This is a genomic window from Streptomyces sp. AcH 505 (assembly GCF_000818175.1).
In the GTDB taxonomy this organism is placed as follows: domain Bacteria; phylum Actinomycetota; class Actinomycetes; order Streptomycetales; family Streptomycetaceae; genus Streptomyces.
This window is the reverse complement of sequence record NZ_JTIY01000001.1, coordinates 1,696,512-1,711,568: the sequence shown is the minus strand read 5'-3', so window position 1 is coordinate 1,711,568 and position 15,057 is coordinate 1,696,512. Positions and strand designations below refer to the sequence as shown.

The following is a 15,057-nucleotide window of genomic DNA, read 5'->3' as shown; positions in this document are numbered from 1 at the left end:
CGTACGGGGGGCGGCGGCAACCGGCCGGGCGGTCGGGGTGCTGGCGACCGGGCACGGTCCTGCGGTGGCGGCGGGGGACGACGGGGTGCTGATCGCCACGCGGCGGATGGACCAGGTACGGGTCGACCCGGCGCGGCGGACGGCGGTGGTCGCCGCCGGGGCGCGGTGGCGGCATGTGCTGGCCGCGACGACGCCGTACGGTCTTGCCCCGCTCAACGGATCGAGTCCGAGCGTCGGCGCGGTCGGCTACACGCTCGGCGGCGGAGCGGGGCTGCTGGGACGGCGGTACGGGTACGCGGCGGACCATGTGCGCAGGCTCGAAGTGGTCACCGCCGAGGGCGAGTTGCGCCAGGTGACGGCCGACAGCGATCCCGAGCTGTTCTGGGCGATGCGCGGCGGCAAGGACAACTTCGGTGTGGTCACGGAGATGGAGATCGACCTGTTCCCCGTCGGCCGGCTGTACGGCGGCGGCCTGTACTTCCCCGGCGGAGCGACCGCCGACGTCCTGCACGCGTACGCGGAGTGGACGCGCACGGTGCCCGAGGAGATGGCGTCGTCCGTACTGCTGCTCCGCTACCCGGACATGGACCTGCCGGGCCAACTGGCGGCGCTGCGAGGCCACTTCGTGGCGCACGTACGGATCGCGTACTCGCCGGACACCCCGACCCGGACGGAGGACGGCGAGCGCCTGATCCACCCGCTGCGGGCGCTGGGCCCCCGACTGCTCGACACGGTACGGGACATGCCGTACGCCGACGTCGGAACGATCCACCACGAGCCGGTGAACGCGTCCTACGTCAGCTACGACCGCAACCTCCTGCTCCACCACCCGGACGAGGCGGGCATCGACACGCTCCTGTCCCTGACCGGCCCGGCGGCCCAGGCCCCCTTCGTAGCGGAACTACGCCACTTCGGCGGGGCGTACACCCGCCCGCCGGCGGTCCCGAACGCGGTGGGCGGCCGCGACGCGGCCTTCTCCCTCTTCACGGGCACGGCAGACGACCCCGCCGCCCTGGCCGAGCGGGACGCCCTGCACGCCAAACTGACCCCATGGGCGACGGGAGCCGCGAACCTCAACTTCCTGGGCGTGGAAGACGCGACCCCCGACGGCGTCCGTACCGCCTACACGGATGACGCCTTCACCCGCCTGCGGCGGACGAAGTCGACCTGGGACCCGAACAACGTCTTCCGCCTGAACCACAACATCCCCCCGGCGTGACGCCGACCGGGGGGACACCAGCGCTCGTCGCCGACACGGTCGGCGCCACGCCGTGGTCTTACAGGCGCTCGGGGGCGCGGATGCCCAGGAGGGTGAGGCCCTGCTTGAGGGTGCGGGCTGTCAGGTCGCAGAGGAAGAGGCGGTTCTCGACCTGGGCCGGGGTGTCTGCCTTCAGGACCGGGCACTGTTCGAAGAACGTCGCGTAGTGCGAGGCCAGTTGGTAGAGGTACGCCGTCAGCTTGTGCGGTTCGTACGCCGTGGCCACCTCGGCGAGGGTCGCCGCGAACGCGTCCAGGTGGAGGCCCAGGGCGCGTTCTGCCGGGGCCAGTTCCAGTTCCGGGTGGGGGGTGGGGACGGTGTCGCCCGCCTTGCGGAGGATGGAGCGGTTCCTGGCGTACGCGTACTGGAGATAGACCGATGTGTCGCCGGTCAGCGAGACCATCTGGTCCAGGTCGAACTTGTAGTCCCGGACGGCCGACGTCGACAGGTCCGCGTACTTCACGGCGCCGATGCCCACGTACCGGCCGTTCTCGATGATCTCCCGCTCGTCGAGGCCCGCCCGCTCGGCCTTCTCGCGGACGACCGCCGTCGCCCGCTCCACGGCCTCGTCCAGCAGGTCCTCCAGCCGGACCGTCTCGCCCTCACGGGTCTTGAACGGCTTGCCGTCCTTGCCGAGGACCGTGCCGAACGCGAGCTGGACCGCCTGGACGTCGTCGTTCAGCCAGCCCGCCCTGCGGGCCGTCTCGAAGACCATCTTGAAGTGCAGCGACTGCCGTACGTCCACCACGTAGAGGAGCGTCGACGCGCCGATGCCCTGGACCCGGTCCCTGATGGCCGACAGGTCCGTGGCCGCGTAGCCGTACCCGCCGTTCGACTTCTTGACGATCAGCGGGACCTTGTTGCCGTCCGGGCCCTTCACGTCGTCGAAGAAGACACAGAGCGCGCCCTCGGACCGCACGGCGACACCCGACTCCTCAAGGAGCCGGCACGTCTCGTCCAGCATGTCGTTGTACGCGGACTCACCGACGATGTCGGGGTCGCTGATCTCCATGTCCAGCTTGTTGAAGACCGAGTAGAAGTAGATCTTCGACTCGTCCACGAACTGCTGCCACAGCGCCCTGGTCTCCGGGTCCCCCGACTGCAGGGCCACCACCCGGTCCCGTGCCCGGTCCTTGAACTCCTCGTCGGAGTCGAAGACGGCCCGCGAGGCCTTGTAGATGCGGTTCAGTGCGGACATCGCGGCTTCGCCGTCGACCTCGTCGCCCTCGTGGTCCAGCTCGTGCGGGTGCTCGATCAGGTACTGGATGAGCATGCCGTACTGGGTGCCCCAGTCGCCGATGTGATGCCGCCGGATCACCTTCTCGCCGGTGAACTCCAGGATCTCGACCATCGCGGCGCCGATCACCGCCGACCGCAGATGCCCGACGTGCATCTCCTTCGCCACGTTCGGCTGGGCGTAGTCGATGACGGTCGTGCCGGGGTGCTCCGCGTACGGCACGCCGAGCCGGTCGTCGGCGGCGCGGGCGGCCAGCGTCTCGATGATCGCCCGGTCCGCGACCGTGATGTTGAGGAAGCCCGGCCCTGAGACCTCGACCTCCTTGATCAGGCTGGAGGGGGAGGCGTCGGCGGATGTCAGATCCGTAACTACCTTCGTCGCCAGCTCCCTCGGGTTCCCCTTCAGCTTCTTCGCCAGCGCCAGGATGCCGTTGGCCTGGAAATCCGCCCGGTCGCTGCGTCGCAGCAGGACATCCGCGGAACCGGCCTCCGGCAGGGCAGCCGAGAGGGCGTCCGCGATGCGCTGATCGACGGTCGAAGCGAGGGAGGGGACCGAGGCCATGGGCCGGCTTCCATTCCTGTTGAGGGGTGGGGAAATCGTCGGGGAGTCGTGTCCCCAGTATCCCATGGGCCATCAACCCGTTTTCGCTCTGTCGGTGGTACCTGGGAGAATGGCCTTCGCCCGTTGCCGACGCGGCCGAGGCGTACGAGAAAGAAGGACGTGCCGATCGTGGCTCAGAGCACCGAGACCGACTGGGTCTCCCGTTTCGCGGACGATGTCATCGCCGAGTCGGAGCGACGTGCGCCTGGCAAACCGGTCGTCGTCGCTTCCGGAATCTCTCCCTCCGGCCCGGTCCACCTGGGCAACCTCCGCGAGGTCATGACCCCGCACCTGGTCGCCGACGAGATCCGCAGGCGCGGCTACGAGGTCCGGCATCTGATCTCCTGGGACGACTACGACCGCTACCGCAAGGTCCCGGCCGGCGTCGCGGGGGTCGACGAGTCCTGGGCCGAGCACATCGGCAAGCCGCTGACCTCGGTGCCCGCCCCGGCCGGCTCGCCGTACCCGAACTGGGCCGAGCACTTCAAGGCCGCCCTGACCGAGTCCCTGGCCGAGCTGGGCGTCACGTACGACGGCATCAGCCAGACCGCGCAGTACACCGCCGGGGTCTACCGCGAGCAGGTGCTGCACGCGATGCGGCATCGCGCCGACATCGACGCGATCCTCGACCGGTACCGCACCAAGGACAAGCCCAAGCAGGACGGTCAGGGCAAGGGCAAGCAGCAGCAGAAGAAGCCCGAGGAGGCCGAGCTCGAAGCCGCCGAAGGCTCCGGCGCCGCCGCCGAGGACGACGGCAGCGGCGGCTCCGCCGGCTACTTCCCGTACAAGCCGTACTGCGGCGACTGCGGCAAGGACCTCACCACCGTCACGTCGTACGACGACGCGACGACGGAGCTGACCTACACCTGCGCGGCCTGCGGCTTCAGCGAGACGGTGCTGCTGAGTGAGTTCAACCGCGGCAAGCTGGTCTGGAAGGTCGACTGGCCGATGCGCTGGGCGTACGAGGGCGTGATCTTCGAGCCGTCCGGTGTCGACCACTCCTCGCCCGGCTCCTCGTTCGTCGTCGGCGGCCAGATCGTCCGGGAGATCTTCGACGGCGTACAGCCGATCGGCCCGATGTACGCCTTCGTCGGGATCTCCGGCATGGCCAAGATGTCGTCCAGCAAGGGCGGAGTGCCCACCCCGGCCGACGCCCTGAAGATCATGGAGGCGCCGCTGCTGCGCTGGCTGTACGCGCGCCGCAGGCCCAACCAGTCCTTCAAGATCGCCTTCGACCAGGAGATCCAGCGGCTGTACGACGAGTGGGACGCCCTGGAGCGCAAGGTCGCCGACGGGTCCGTCCTGCCGGCCGACGCCGCCGCGTACGCCCGCGCCGCGTCCACCGCCGACGGCGAGCTGCCCCGCACGCCGCACCCGCTGCCGTACCGGACGCTCGCGTCCGTCGTGGACGTCACGGCGGGGGCCGAGGAGCAGACGCTGCGCATCCTCAGCGAGCTGGACCCCGCGCACCCGCTGGCCACGCTCGACGAGGCGCGCCCCCGGCTGGACCGCGCCGAGAACTGGATCACGAGCCAGGTACCCGCCGAGGCCCGGACGATCGTCAGGTCCGAGCCCGACGAGGAGCTGCTCGGCTCGCTGGACGAGCAGGCGCGCGAGGCGCTGCGGCTGCTGCTGGCCGGTCTGGACAGCCACTGGTCGCTGGACGGGCTGACGACGCTCGTCTACGGCGTACCGAAGACGCTGGCGGGCCTGGAGCCGGACGCCAAGCCGACGGCCGAGCTGAAGACCGCGCAGCGGTCGTTCTTCGCGCTGCTCTACCGGCTGCTGGTCGGCAGGGACACCGGGCCCCGGCTGCCCACGCTGCTGCTGGCGGTGGGCGCCGACCGGGTGCGCAAGCTGCTGGGCGCCTGACCCCCGCCTGACCCCCGGCTGATCCTCGTCGGCTCCGGGTGCGTCGCGTGCTACGCGATGTGCTCGGAGTCGTCGGCGTCCGCGTCCAGCTCCGCCTGGTAGCGGTGGCGGAACTCGCGCAGCGGGCCCCGTAGCGTGCTCTCGCTGAGCGGGCCGCCGCTGCGTCCCTTGAAGCCGTACAGATCCTGCAAGTACAGCCCGAACTGGCGCGCGTTGGGGAAGTCACCGTGCTCGCTGACGTACTTCCGGAAGGCGGTGAAGTACGTCTCCTCCCGGGACGAGAGGTCGTCGGGCGGGGTGGGGGCGGGCAGTTGCTCCGGTTCCGGCTGCTGCTCCGGTACGGGCTGCTGCTCGTACTGCGCGTACTGCTCCTCCGACCGCTGGCCCGGCACCCGCAGCGGGCGGCGGCCGTTTCCCTCGGGGCCCTCGGGCTGAGGGATCATCACCGGGGTCGGTTCCAGGCCCTCGACGTACGTGGGGTTGTACGCGCCCTCGTAGGCGCCCTCAGGGACCTGCGGCGCGGCGAACCAGGGGCTGCCCTGGTTCTCCTGGGCGAACTCCTGCTCCTGGGGCCAGTCTTGCTCCTGGGACCACTCCTGGTCCCGGGCCCAGTCCTGCTGCGGGACGGGCTGCTGCTGCGGAAGCGGTTGTTGCTGTTGCTGCTGCGGGAGCTGTTGTTGCTGCTGGCCCGGCAGTTGCGGCTGCGGCATCTGCGGCTGCCCCTGCGGCAGTTCCGCCACCACCGGCACCACCGGGGTCACCGGGGCCGCCGGCAGCAGCATCGGGTCGATGCCGGCCGCCGCGAGGCCCGACGGCGCGGTGTCGGCCAGCGGCACCCCGTACTTCGCCAGCCGCAGCGGCATCAGCGACTCGATGGGCGCCTTGCGCCGCCAGTTGCGGCCGAAGCGCGCCTGGAGGCGCGACTGGTAGATGAGCCGGTCCTGTTCGAGCTTGATGACCTGCTCGTACGACCTCAGTTCCCACAGCTTCATCCGGCGCCACAGCTTGAACGTCGGTACGGGCGACAGCACCCAGCGGGTGAGCCGCACGCCCTCCATGTGCTTGTCGGCCGTGATGTCCGCGATCCGGCCGACCGCGTGGCGCGCCGCCTCGACGGCGACGATGAACAGCAGCGGGATCACGGCGTGCATGCCGACGCCCAGCGGGTCCGGCCAGGCCGCAGCGCCGTTGAAGGCGATCGTGGCGGCCGTCAGGACCCAGGCCGCCTGGCGGAGCAGCGGGAACGGGATCCGGATCCAGGTGAGGAGGAGGTCCAGCGACAGCAGGACGCAGATACCCGCGTCGATGCCTATGGGGAAGAAGTACGAGAAGTTCCCGAAGCCTTTTTCCACGGCGAGTTCGCGCACCGCCGCGTAGGAACCCGCGAAACCGATCCCGGCGATGATCACCGCACCGGCGATCACAACGCCGATGAGTATGCGGTGCGTGCGTGTCAGCTGCATCGCGGCCACCCGCGATCCCCTCCCCGTACTCGAATCAGGGCTCGACTGCCCGACATCTGGCGGGCACAGCCTGGCACATGTGTGCGGTCGCCGCTTCGCTGGGCGGTGAGCCCGGCCGTACGCGCGGGGCCGGGCTCAGCGGAAAGGACCGGCCAAGGACCGGACAAAGACCGGAAAACGGCCGGTCCGGCGGCTACGCGTCGCCGGTCGACGACTTCGGCTTCGGGGAGGTGGACGAGGACGGCTTCGAGGGCTTCTCCGACGACGACTTGCCGGGTGCGGGCGAATGTCCCGAACCGGAACCCGTCCCCGAACCCGAGCCCGAGTCAGCCGCGGCGCTGCCGCCCGAGATCGAAGCGACCGCCTCCTTCGCGGCCTTCGCCGCGTCCTTCGACACGTCCGCGACGCTCGGCGACTTCGCGCCCGCGTACCCCGCGCCGTTGTACGTCAGCGTGACCACGACGTTCTCCGTACGGGCGACGACCGTCGCGTACGAGAAGTCCTCGCCGGTCTTCTTCAGGGTGTACGTGACCGTGGACGCCTGGTCGCCGATACCGGCCGCCGCCGCCGTCTTCACGCTCTTGGCGCCGACCGTCCCCTGCGCGTCCGCGATCTCCTCGGCGTAGAACTTCCCCGCGCGCGACGCGCCGCTGCCGACCGTCACGTCCGAGTCGTAGCGCATGAGGGAGACGTCCAGCCAGCGGTACTGCGAGCCCTTGACGCCGTTGTCGTCCAGGCCGTTCCACGAGCAGGCGCCGCGCGTGGCCACGTCCGTGGACTTGCCCTGCGTGCCGGACTTCGACTTGGCCTTCGGTACGAGCGAGCCGATCGTCTTGGCGCCCACGGTCTTGCACGCGTCGGGCAGCGTGCTGAACTTGGCGGGGGCGACCGAGGGTGACGGCTGCGAAGAAGAGGTCTTGCTCGGTCCGTCCGCGTCGCTCTTGTCGTCCGACCCGGACGAGCAGCCGGCGACGACGAGCATCACCGGAACGGCTGCGCAGGCGAGAATGCGGGGGAGTCGCGAAGCTGATCGGCGCATGGTTCCTTCAGTCATTGGTCGTACGGTCCGATCGGCCACGGTAACCGCCCTGGCACGTCCGCGTGCCGGGGAACCGGACTCCGCCGCTCCAGGGCGGCGGACCCGTGCGGGGGCCACGGACCGCTATTCGTTGAACTGGCCGGCGAGCGTTTTGGCCAGTCCCCGCGCCTTTTCCTGCAGTTCTTTCCGGTCGGGGACCTCGCCGACGCGGCCGGGCTGCTCGGTGTAGCCGATCGTCACGATGACGTTGGATGTGCGGAAGACCACGCTCACCTTGCGCGACTGGACGGTCGAACCGCTGCCGCCGAGGACATCGTTCAGGAACGCCACGTCACCGAGACCGTCCAGCCGGCGCGGTTCGAGATCGTCGCTCTCCTCCTCCGGCCCGCCGGGCGGTGTGGAGGAGGAAGGCGAGTCGGTCACCGAGGCGGAGGCCGATCCGGAGGCCGAGCCCGAAACGACACCCGGGGCCGCCCCCGTCAGCGCCGTGCTGCCGCCCGCCGCGCCGCTCGCGGGGGGCGTGGTGGTGTTGCTCGCGTCCGGCGCCGGGGAGGTGCTGGGCGAGGGCAGGTGAGCGGTGTCCTGCTTCTTGGCGTAGATCTCCTGCGCCTGGTCCGCGTCGCTCACCGTCGGGTCGTACGAGACGACGCGCTCGACGTCGACGGACAGCTGGTACGACTCGTCGGGGGAGTCGGACTTCCAGGAGCAGCCGACCCTGCGGTCCGTGTCGTACGTCACGGCCGGGGTGCCCTGGTACGCCTTCTCCTGCTGGTCCTTGGGCAGGGTCGCGATACCGGGCAGCAGGGTCTTCAGCGTCGAGCGCGGCACGGAACCGCACGGCTCACGCAGCGTGCGGTACTTGCCGGGCGCCGCCGCCGACACGGTCGGGCCGCCCGCCTTGGCGTCGGTGGCGGTCCCGTCGGTGCCGCCGCCGGACGAACAGCCGGCGGCGAGTGCCACGAGCAGCACCGCCGCGCCGGGTACGTACGCCTTTCGCGCCTTTCGCTGCACGGTCCCGGGCTCCCTTGCGTGCGGGGGTTCCGCGCGGGGCCCCGCGCGAAAACGGCTTGCCGTCGTACGACAGCCGATGGACACAATGTCTATCGCACGCGATGCCGTCGACGCTGGTCGGCTGTCCCTTTGCACAGCCATCGTTCCGGTTTTTGCGTTTCAAGAATTTTCGGGGGAATCGAGGAAATTATGTCGTACGTGGAGCTGCCCGGAGCGAAGGTTCCGATCCGTATGTGGGCCGATCCCGCGTCGGTCGAGGACGTCGCGATGCGCCAGCTGGAGAACGTGGCCACGCTGCCCTGGATCAAGGGCCTGGCCGTGATGCCGGACGTCCACTACGGCAAGGGCGCGACGGTCGGTTCCGTCATCGCCATGCACGGCGCTGTCTGCCCTGCGGCGGTGGGCGTCGACATCGGCTGCGGGATGTCCGCCGTCCGTACGTCACTGACGGCGAACGACCTGCCGGGCGACCTGTCCCGGCTCCGCTCCAAGATCGAGCAGGCCATTCCGGTGGGCCGCGGGATGCACGCGGACCCGGTGGATCCCGGCCGGCTGTACGGGCTGCCGGGGGTGGCGGCGGGCTGGGACGGGTTCTGGGACCGGTTCGACGGGGTCGCGGACTCGGTCAAGTTCCGTCAGGAGCGCGCCACGAAGCAGATGGGGACGCTGGGCTCGGGGAACCACTTCTGGGAGCTGTGCGTCGACTCCGACGATGACGTGTGGATCATGCTGCACTCGGGATCGCGGAACATCGGCAAGGAGCTGGCCGACCACCACATCGGCACGGCGCAGTCCCTGCCGCACAACCAGGGACTGGTCGACCGCGATCTCGCGGTGTTCGTCGCCGACACCCCGCAGATGGCGGCGTACCGCAACGACCTGTTCTGGGCGCAGGAGTACGCGAAGCACAACCGCGCGATCATGATGGCGCTCTCCCAGGAAGTGATCCGGCGGGAGTTCAGGAAGGCGAAGGTGACCTTCGGCGAGGTGATCTCCTGCCACCACAACTACGTCAGCGAGGAGCGCTACGACGGGATGGACCTGCTGGTCACCCGCAAGGGCGCCATCCGCGCCGGCTCGGGCGAGTACGGGATCATCCCGGGCTCGATGGGGACAGGGTCGTACATCGTGAAGGGCCTGGGGAACGCGGCGGCGTTCAACTCGGCCTCGCACGGCGCGGGACGCCGGATGAGCCGTAACGCGGCGAAGCGGCGCTTCTCGACGCGGGACCTGGAGGACCAGACGCGCGGGGTGGAGTGCCGGAAGGACTCCGGTGTGGTGGACGAGATACCGGCGGCCTACAAGCCGATCGAGCAGGTCATCGAGCAGCAGCGCGACCTGGTCGAGGTCGTCGCGAAGCTGAAGCAGGTCATCTGCGTGAAGGGCTGAGCCGCGCGCCCTGCGGGCCTCAGAGTTCCCTGTGCACCTTGGAGTTGGACGCCTGGGCGCGCGGCCTGACCACCAGCAGGTCGATGTTGACGTGGCTGGGACGGGTCACCGCCCAGGTGACCGTCTCGGCCACGTCGTCGGACGTGAGGGGCTCCGCCACCCCCGCGTAGACCTTCGCGGCCTTCTCCGTGTCGCCGTGGAAGCGGGTGACGGCGAAGCCCTCGGTCTTGACCATGCCGGGGGCGATCTCGATCACCCGCACCGGTGTGCCGACGATTTCGAGCCGGAGCGTCTCGGCGAGGACGTGCGCGCCGTGCTTGGCCGCGACGTAACCGGCGCCGCCCTCGTACGTGGCGAGGCCCGCCGTGGAGGAGATGACGACCACCGTGCCGTCCCCGCTCGCGGTGAGCGCGGGGAGCAGGGCCTGGGTGACGTTGAGGGTGCCGATGACGTTCGTCTCGTACATCTGGCGCCATTCGGCCGGGCTGCCGTCGGCCACCGGATCGGCGCCGAGCGCGCCGCCCGCGTTGTTCACGAGCACGTCCACGGACGGGAAGCCGCCGAGGTCGGCCGCGAACGCGTCGACAGCGGCGCGGTCCGTGACGTCGAGGACGTACGCGGTGGCCTGCCCGCCGCCGTCGGTGATCTCGGCGGCCAGCGCCTCGATACGGTCCTTGCGGCGCGCGGTGACGACGACGTGATACCCGGCGGAGGCGAGTTGCCGGGCCGTGGCGGCGCCGATACCGCTGCTCGCTCCGGTGACGACGGCGATGCGGGTACCGGCGGCGGTCATGGCGTGCTCCTCGCGCGTGGGGGTGATGTGCTGGCCGTGGGCTGTGCCGACCAGGATAAACGGGCGGTCCGGTACGGGAATTCAGTGCCCTCGGGGGGCGAACATGATCAGTCCCATGCCGAGCAGACAGACCATGGCGCCGCCGATGTCCCAGCGGTCCGGCCGGTAGCCGTCGGCGACCACGCCCCAGAGGATCGAGCCGGCCACGAAGACCCCGCCGTAGGCGGCGAGGATCCGGCCGAACTGGCCGTCCGGCTGGAGCGTCGCGACGAAGCCGTACGCGCCGAGGGCGATGACCCCCGCGCCGATCCAGACCCAGCCACGCCCGCCGCTGTTGCCGTCGCCGCGCACGCCCTGCCAGACGAGCCAGGCGCCGCCGATCTCGAAGAGGGCGGCGACGACGAACAAGGCGGCGGACCGGAGGACGTACATGGGCACAGCGTGCCATGCGGGTGATCGCGGGCGCGCCGGGCTGACGGATGGTCAGGGTTGCGGTGTGATCATCTGTACCTTTCCGCCATGACTCCAATGCGTAAGTCGCTGCTGGTGGTGGTGTCCGCGATGACCGTGGTGGTGCTGGGCGCCGGGGCGGCGGCCGAGGCCGACTCGGGCGCTGGTGCCGCTGCCGCTACGGGTACGGGTGTGATCGCGCCCGAGGCCGATGTGGCGCACCACGGGCGGTTGTCGCTGTGGAGCGGCGAGCTGAGCGTCCGGGTCGCCTCCGAGAACCACGGCCCTTCGGCGGTCGCCGACGCGACGGTACGGCTGGACTTCTCGGTGCCGCTGGTGCGCGGCCAGGAGCTGCCCGCGAACTGTCTGTGGGGCGGCGACCGGACCGTACTGTGCCGCACCGGGCAGCTGCGGGCCGTCGGGCGGGGCGGCGAGACGGCCATCGCGCTGCGGACCGTGGGCGATCCGGACGAGGCGGTCGTGCAGATCGACACGGTGTGGAACGGCGGTGCCAGCGACCGCAACCCCGACAACAACCGGCACCGGGTACTCGTGCCGGCCACGGGCGACGCGTACGCCTACTGAGGCCGTACGCCTGCTGAGCGGCGGCGGGCGGCTGTCGTCTGCGCCGTACACTCTCTGCATGCCGCAGCGGAACACCCCTGAGCGCCCCGGGCTGCTGGCCGAGCTGGCCGACACCTCGCGGCTCTACATGGCGTCGTACGCGCTGTTCAACCAGGCCGTCGCCGATCACCTGTCGCTCCATCCGACCGACGTCCAGTGCCTCAACCTGCTCAGCCTGGAGCCGGGCCCCGTCACCACCGGGCGCATCGCCGAACTCACCGGTCTCACCACCGGGTCGGCCACCCGGCTCGTCGACCGGCTGGAGCGTGCCGGTTACGTGTCGCGCCGCCGCGACACCGGGGACCGGCGGAAGGTGCTCGTCGCGACCGTGCCCGAGCGGATGGCGCGGTTCGGCGAGGTCTGGGACACGCTGCGCGCGCCCTGGGGTGCGATGTTCGACGCGTACGACGACGCCGAGATCGCGCTGCTCATCACACACATGCGGCGCACGATCGAACTCAGCGCGGCCCAGATCCAGCGCCTGCGCACCCCCGGCAGCCCCTAGCGCGCCTCAGTCAGCGAACGCGGCCGCGTGGTCCCTTGCCCAGGTCGTGAACGTGCGGGCGGGGTGGCCGGTCAGGTGCTGGACCGCGTCCGTGACCTCGCTGCGTACGCCGTCCTGTGCCGCCCAGTACTGCAGCAGGGCCTTGGCGACCGGCGGAGGCATGAAGGCGGAGGTGGCTTCCCGCCAGGCTTCCGGCGTGCGGGCGTTGACCGCGATCTCCCGGCCGGTGATCTCCGCCAGGACGGCGATCTGGTCGGCGAAGGTCAGCGACTCGGGGCCGGTCAGCAGGAACGCCCCGCCGCGATGGCGGGCCTCGGTCAGGGCCGCGAACGCCGCGTCGGCGATGTCCGCCTCGTGGATCGGGCTGGTGTACGCCCGCGGGTACGGCAGGTCCACGGCGCCCGTTGTCCGCACCGCACCCGCCCATTGGTACGCGTTGGTCGCGAAGGCGTCGGGGCGCAGGAAGGTCGCCTCGACCGGCGAGGCGGTCAGGGCGCGTTCGACGTCGAGATGGGCGACGGCGATCGGATTGTCGTCGGCGCGGGGGAGGACGACGGAGCTGGAGGAGAGCAGCACGATGTGCGTCACTCCCGCCGTCCGGGCCTGCCGGACGAACTCCCCGATATGTGCGGGCTCGGCGTAGAGGAAGACGGAGTCGACGCCGTCGAGTGCGGCGGCGAACGTGCCGGGATCCCCCAGATCGCACACCACCACCTCGACGCCCGGCGCGGGGCTCAGCCGTTCCGGGCGACGGGAGGCCGCGCGTACGTCATGGCCCGCGCCGTGCAGGAGGGGAACGAGGGCGGCGCCGACGCGGCCGCTGCTACCAGTGACGAGAATGGTCATGGTGTGCAGCGTAGCGCAGAAGCTGCGTCGCGCAGATAAATTCTACGGGACGAACCTGAAGTGCGTGGTGACGGGGCCGCCCTCGCCCACGACATGGAACGCGACGGCGGGCGGTGCCGTGCGGTTCGTGAACTCCGTGCCGCTCTCCCACGGCAGCCGCAGCGTCGAGACCACGCCCGGCGCCACCAGGAGCGGCCTTCCGGCGAACGTCGTGGCAGCGGGGGAGTGCGCGTGTCCGGTCAGCACCGCCGGTACGTTGCCGTGCGCCGCGAGGATCCCGGCCAGCCGGTCCGCCTCGGCCAGGCCCATGCCGTCGACCGCGTCGTGATGCATCAGGCCGGCGGGCGGGTGGTGGAAGGCGGGCAGGGCGGGGGTGTCCCCCAGTTCGTCCAGCGTGCTCGCCAGCCACTCCAGGGTCTCGTCGGCCAGCAGTCCTTCGTCCTCGCCCGGGATCGTCGAATCGCAGAGCAGCAGCGCGTGACCGGCCACGTGGTGCAGCCGGTTGACCGGTCGGCCCGCGGTCTCGGGAGTGGACTGCGGGGCGGGCTGCTCGCCGAGCAGGAAACCCCGGTAGTTGGCGCGGTCGTCGTGGTTTCCCGGACAGGGGAAGGCGGGTGCTTCGAGTTCGGCGAGGAACTTCGCCGCCTGCGCGTACTCGTCGGGTGCGCCGTGGTCAGCGATGTCTCCGGTGACGAGGACGGCGTCCGGCCGGCGGGTCAGGCCGTTCAGATACGCGATGACGCGCGCGGTGCGGTCGGTCGCCCGCTCCGTACCGTCCAGATGCAGATCGCTGATATGGGCGAGCAGCATGAAGCCCCCTCCATTGCGCTAATGGTAGATGGAGGCTATCCCATTAGTTAGGAGGCGGTGAGGTCGAGGCGCCAGTTGTTGCAGCGCATCGGGTGGCCCACCGGGTACTCGAAGTCCACCTCTCCCCGGAGCGTGAAACCCGCCTTGCGGCACACCGCGTTCGACGGGGCGTTGTCGACGGACGGGAACGCGTGCAGGAAGCGGTGCTTGCCGGCCGTGCGGGCCTCGTGCACCACGGCCGTCGTCGCTGCCGGGGCGATGCCTCGGCCGTGGTACGCCGTGAGGACGCCCCAGCCCGACTCGTACACCGCCTCGCCGTTCCAGGTCTGCTCCCAGAAGCCGACCGTGCCGACCGGCTGCTCCGCTTCGCCGTCCCCGGGGAGCAGCACGACGCGGAACATCCTGCCCTTGCCCGTACGGTCGGCGCTCAGCTCCACGTACCGCCGGTGCCGCTTCAGCACCTGCTCGTCCGTCTCGGGGCCGCCGAGATGCTCCATCAGCTCAGGAGCGTTCATCCCGCGCAGCAGGTCGAGATCGCCCTCGGACCATGGATCAAGCCGTACTCGCGGTGCTTTGATCTCCATGTCACGGAACTCTAGGTGGGGGGTCTGACATATGAGCCGGACCGGCGTCTGGACCGTCGGGGTTGTGCCGGACGGTGAAGTCGCCGCCCTGCCGCTGCGGTTCTCCGGGGCCGAAGGCGCCTGGAGCGTGCCGCCCGGGTACGCCGACGATCTGCGGTGGTGGCTCGAAGGCGGTGACCGCGAACCGTACTTCACGCCGGGTCCGACCGCGGCGGCCCGCCGGTTCGACGCGTTCGCGCGCAGCGGCGGGCCCACCGCTCCGGCGGTCGCCGCCATGAAGGAAGCCGGTCTGGAGCTGCTGCGGGACGCGGGTACCGGGGTGGGTCCTGACGCGCGCTTCGTCGTCTCCGTCCCCGACGGGGATCCCGCCACCGCGCTCTACCACGGCCTCGGCGCCGAGGCCGCCGCCCAACTGCCCGGTTCCTTCGGGGACTTCCTGCTGCGGGCCGACGAAGTGCGTGGCGTGCTGCCGCACGCGGAAGCCGTCCTCGCCGTCACGGGGCCACGGCGTACCGAAGTGCTCGCCAGGATCGACGCCTGGCTGTCGGCCATGTCGGCGGCGCCCGCCGGCTTCGA

The 15,057-nt window shown here is 70.7% G+C and carries 15 protein-coding genes; 6 read left to right on the top strand and 9 right to left on the bottom strand.

Annotated features, from left to right (window positions below):
- The coding region (locus HY68_RS07965) for an FAD-binding oxidoreductase (RefSeq protein WP_041986171.1) at positions 1-1,219 on the top strand (1,219 nt) is incomplete at its 5' end.
- Positions 1,220-1,277: 58 nt separating this feature from the next.
- Here HY68_RS07965 and argS read toward each other — a convergent pair.
- A complete protein-coding gene (argS, locus tag HY68_RS07960) occupies positions 1,278-3,056 on the bottom strand; it encodes an arginine--tRNA ligase (protein WP_041986168.1) in 1,779 nt (592 codons plus the stop codon).
- Between the two features lie 159 nt (positions 3,057-3,215).
- Here argS and lysS point away from each other — a divergent pair, with 159 nt between their 5' ends.
- The gene (lysS, locus tag HY68_RS07955; RefSeq protein ID WP_041986165.1) at positions 3,216-4,967 is read left to right on the top strand and encodes a lysine--tRNA ligase; all 1,752 of its coding nucleotides are present in this window, start codon (positions 3,216-3,218) and stop codon (positions 4,965-4,967) included.
- Between the two features lie 50 nt (positions 4,968-5,017).
- On the opposite strand, the gene HY68_RS07950 is transcribed toward lysS, so the two are convergent.
- The 3 genes from HY68_RS07950 to HY68_RS07940 all read right to left on the bottom strand — a co-directional run bounded on the left by HY68_RS07950 (position 5,018) and on the right by HY68_RS07940 (position 8,480).
- Positions 5,018-6,439 carry a DUF2637 domain-containing protein gene (locus tag HY68_RS07950; protein WP_041986162.1) on the bottom strand — a complete coding sequence of 474 codons (1,422 nt, stop codon included), beginning with the start codon at positions 6,437-6,439 and terminating at the stop codon, positions 5,018-5,020.
- Between the two features lie 184 nt (positions 6,440-6,623).
- Positions 6,624-7,469 carry a hypothetical protein gene (locus HY68_RS07945; RefSeq protein WP_041986160.1) on the bottom strand — a complete coding sequence of 282 codons (846 nt, stop codon included), beginning with the start codon at positions 7,467-7,469 and terminating at the stop codon, positions 6,624-6,626.
- 123 nt (positions 7,470-7,592) lie between these two features.
- Complete coding sequence (locus HY68_RS07940) at positions 7,593-8,480, bottom strand: hypothetical protein (protein WP_041986157.1); 888 nt, start codon at positions 8,478-8,480, stop codon at positions 7,593-7,595.
- 189 nt (positions 8,481-8,669) lie between these two features.
- Between HY68_RS07940 and HY68_RS07935 the strand changes: the two genes are divergently transcribed.
- Positions 8,670-9,869 (top strand): RtcB family protein, encoded by a 1,200-nt coding sequence (locus HY68_RS07935; RefSeq protein WP_041986156.1) that lies wholly within the window; start codon positions 8,670-8,672, stop codon positions 9,867-9,869.
- A 19-nt stretch (positions 9,870-9,888) separates the two neighbouring features.
- Here the strand turns inward: HY68_RS07935 and HY68_RS07930 are convergent, their stop codons facing one another.
- Positions 9,889-10,662, bottom strand: a complete 774-nt coding sequence (locus HY68_RS07930) for an SDR family oxidoreductase (protein WP_041986154.1) — start codon at positions 10,660-10,662, stop codon at positions 9,889-9,891.
- A gap of 81 nt (positions 10,663-10,743) precedes the next feature.
- Entirely contained in the window at positions 10,744-11,094 is a 351-nt protein-coding gene (locus HY68_RS07925; protein WP_041986152.1) for a YnfA family protein, read from the bottom strand.
- 87 nt (positions 11,095-11,181) lie between these two features.
- Between HY68_RS07925 and HY68_RS07920 the strand changes: the two genes are divergently transcribed.
- A complete protein-coding gene (locus HY68_RS07920) occupies positions 11,182-11,697 on the top strand; it encodes a hypothetical protein (protein ID WP_241778496.1) in 516 nt (171 codons plus the stop codon).
- Positions 11,698-11,755: 58 nt separating this feature from the next.
- Positions 11,756-12,241 carry a MarR family transcriptional regulator gene (locus HY68_RS07915; protein ID WP_041986149.1) on the top strand — a complete coding sequence of 162 codons (486 nt, stop codon included), beginning with the start codon at positions 11,756-11,758 and terminating at the stop codon, positions 12,239-12,241.
- Between the two features lie 6 nt (positions 12,242-12,247).
- Here the strand turns inward: HY68_RS07915 and HY68_RS07910 are convergent, their stop codons facing one another.
- Genes HY68_RS07910 through HY68_RS07900 form a run of 3 tightly spaced genes read right to left on the bottom strand, consistent with a single transcriptional unit; the run spans position 12,248 to position 14,481 of the window.
- A complete protein-coding gene (locus tag HY68_RS07910) occupies positions 12,248-13,087 on the bottom strand; it encodes an NAD(P)H-binding protein (protein WP_041986147.1) in 840 nt (279 codons plus the stop codon).
- Between the two features lie 42 nt (positions 13,088-13,129).
- Entirely contained in the window at positions 13,130-13,897 is a 768-nt protein-coding gene (locus HY68_RS07905) for a metallophosphoesterase (RefSeq protein WP_041986144.1), read from the bottom strand.
- A gap of 47 nt (positions 13,898-13,944) precedes the next feature.
- On the bottom strand, positions 13,945-14,481 hold the full coding sequence (locus tag HY68_RS07900) for a GNAT family N-acetyltransferase (RefSeq protein ID WP_041986142.1): 537 nt from the start codon (positions 14,479-14,481) through the stop codon (positions 13,945-13,947).
- A 64-nt stretch (positions 14,482-14,545) separates the two neighbouring features.
- Here HY68_RS07900 and HY68_RS43555 point away from each other — a divergent pair.
- Positions 14,546-15,057 (top strand): hypothetical protein (locus HY68_RS43555; RefSeq protein ID WP_198533229.1); only part of this gene is annotated, 512 nt, incomplete at its 3' end.

Coding starts and splice junctions, on each gene's coding strand:
- argS (WP_041986168.1), bottom strand. CDS start 3,056: ATGGCCTCGGTCCCCTCCCTCGCTTCGACCGTCGATCAGCGCATCGCG.
- HY68_RS07945 (WP_041986160.1), bottom strand. CDS start 7,469: ATGCGCCGATCAGCTTCGCGACTCCCCCGCATTCTCGCCTGCGCAGCC.
- HY68_RS07935 (WP_041986156.1), top strand. CDS start 8,670: ATGTCGTACGTGGAGCTGCCCGGAGCGAAGGTTCCGATCCGTATGTGG.
- HY68_RS07930 (WP_041986154.1), bottom strand. CDS start 10,662: ATGACCGCCGCCGGTACCCGCATCGCCGTCGTCACCGGAGCGAGCAGC.
- HY68_RS07925 (WP_041986152.1), bottom strand. CDS start 11,094: ATGTACGTCCTCCGGTCCGCCGCCTTGTTCGTCGTCGCCGCCCTCTTC.
- HY68_RS07920 (WP_241778496.1), top strand. CDS start 11,182: ATGACTCCAATGCGTAAGTCGCTGCTGGTGGTGGTGTCCGCGATGACC.
- HY68_RS07915 (WP_041986149.1), top strand. CDS start 11,756: ATGCCGCAGCGGAACACCCCTGAGCGCCCCGGGCTGCTGGCCGAGCTG.
- HY68_RS07910 (WP_041986147.1), bottom strand. CDS start 13,087: ATGACCATTCTCGTCACTGGTAGCAGCGGCCGCGTCGGCGCCGCCCTC.
- HY68_RS07905 (WP_041986144.1), bottom strand. CDS start 13,897: ATGCTGCTCGCCCATATCAGCGATCTGCATCTGGACGGTACGGAGCGG.
- HY68_RS07900 (WP_041986142.1), bottom strand. CDS start 14,481: ATGGAGATCAAAGCACCGCGAGTACGGCTTGATCCATGGTCCGAGGGC.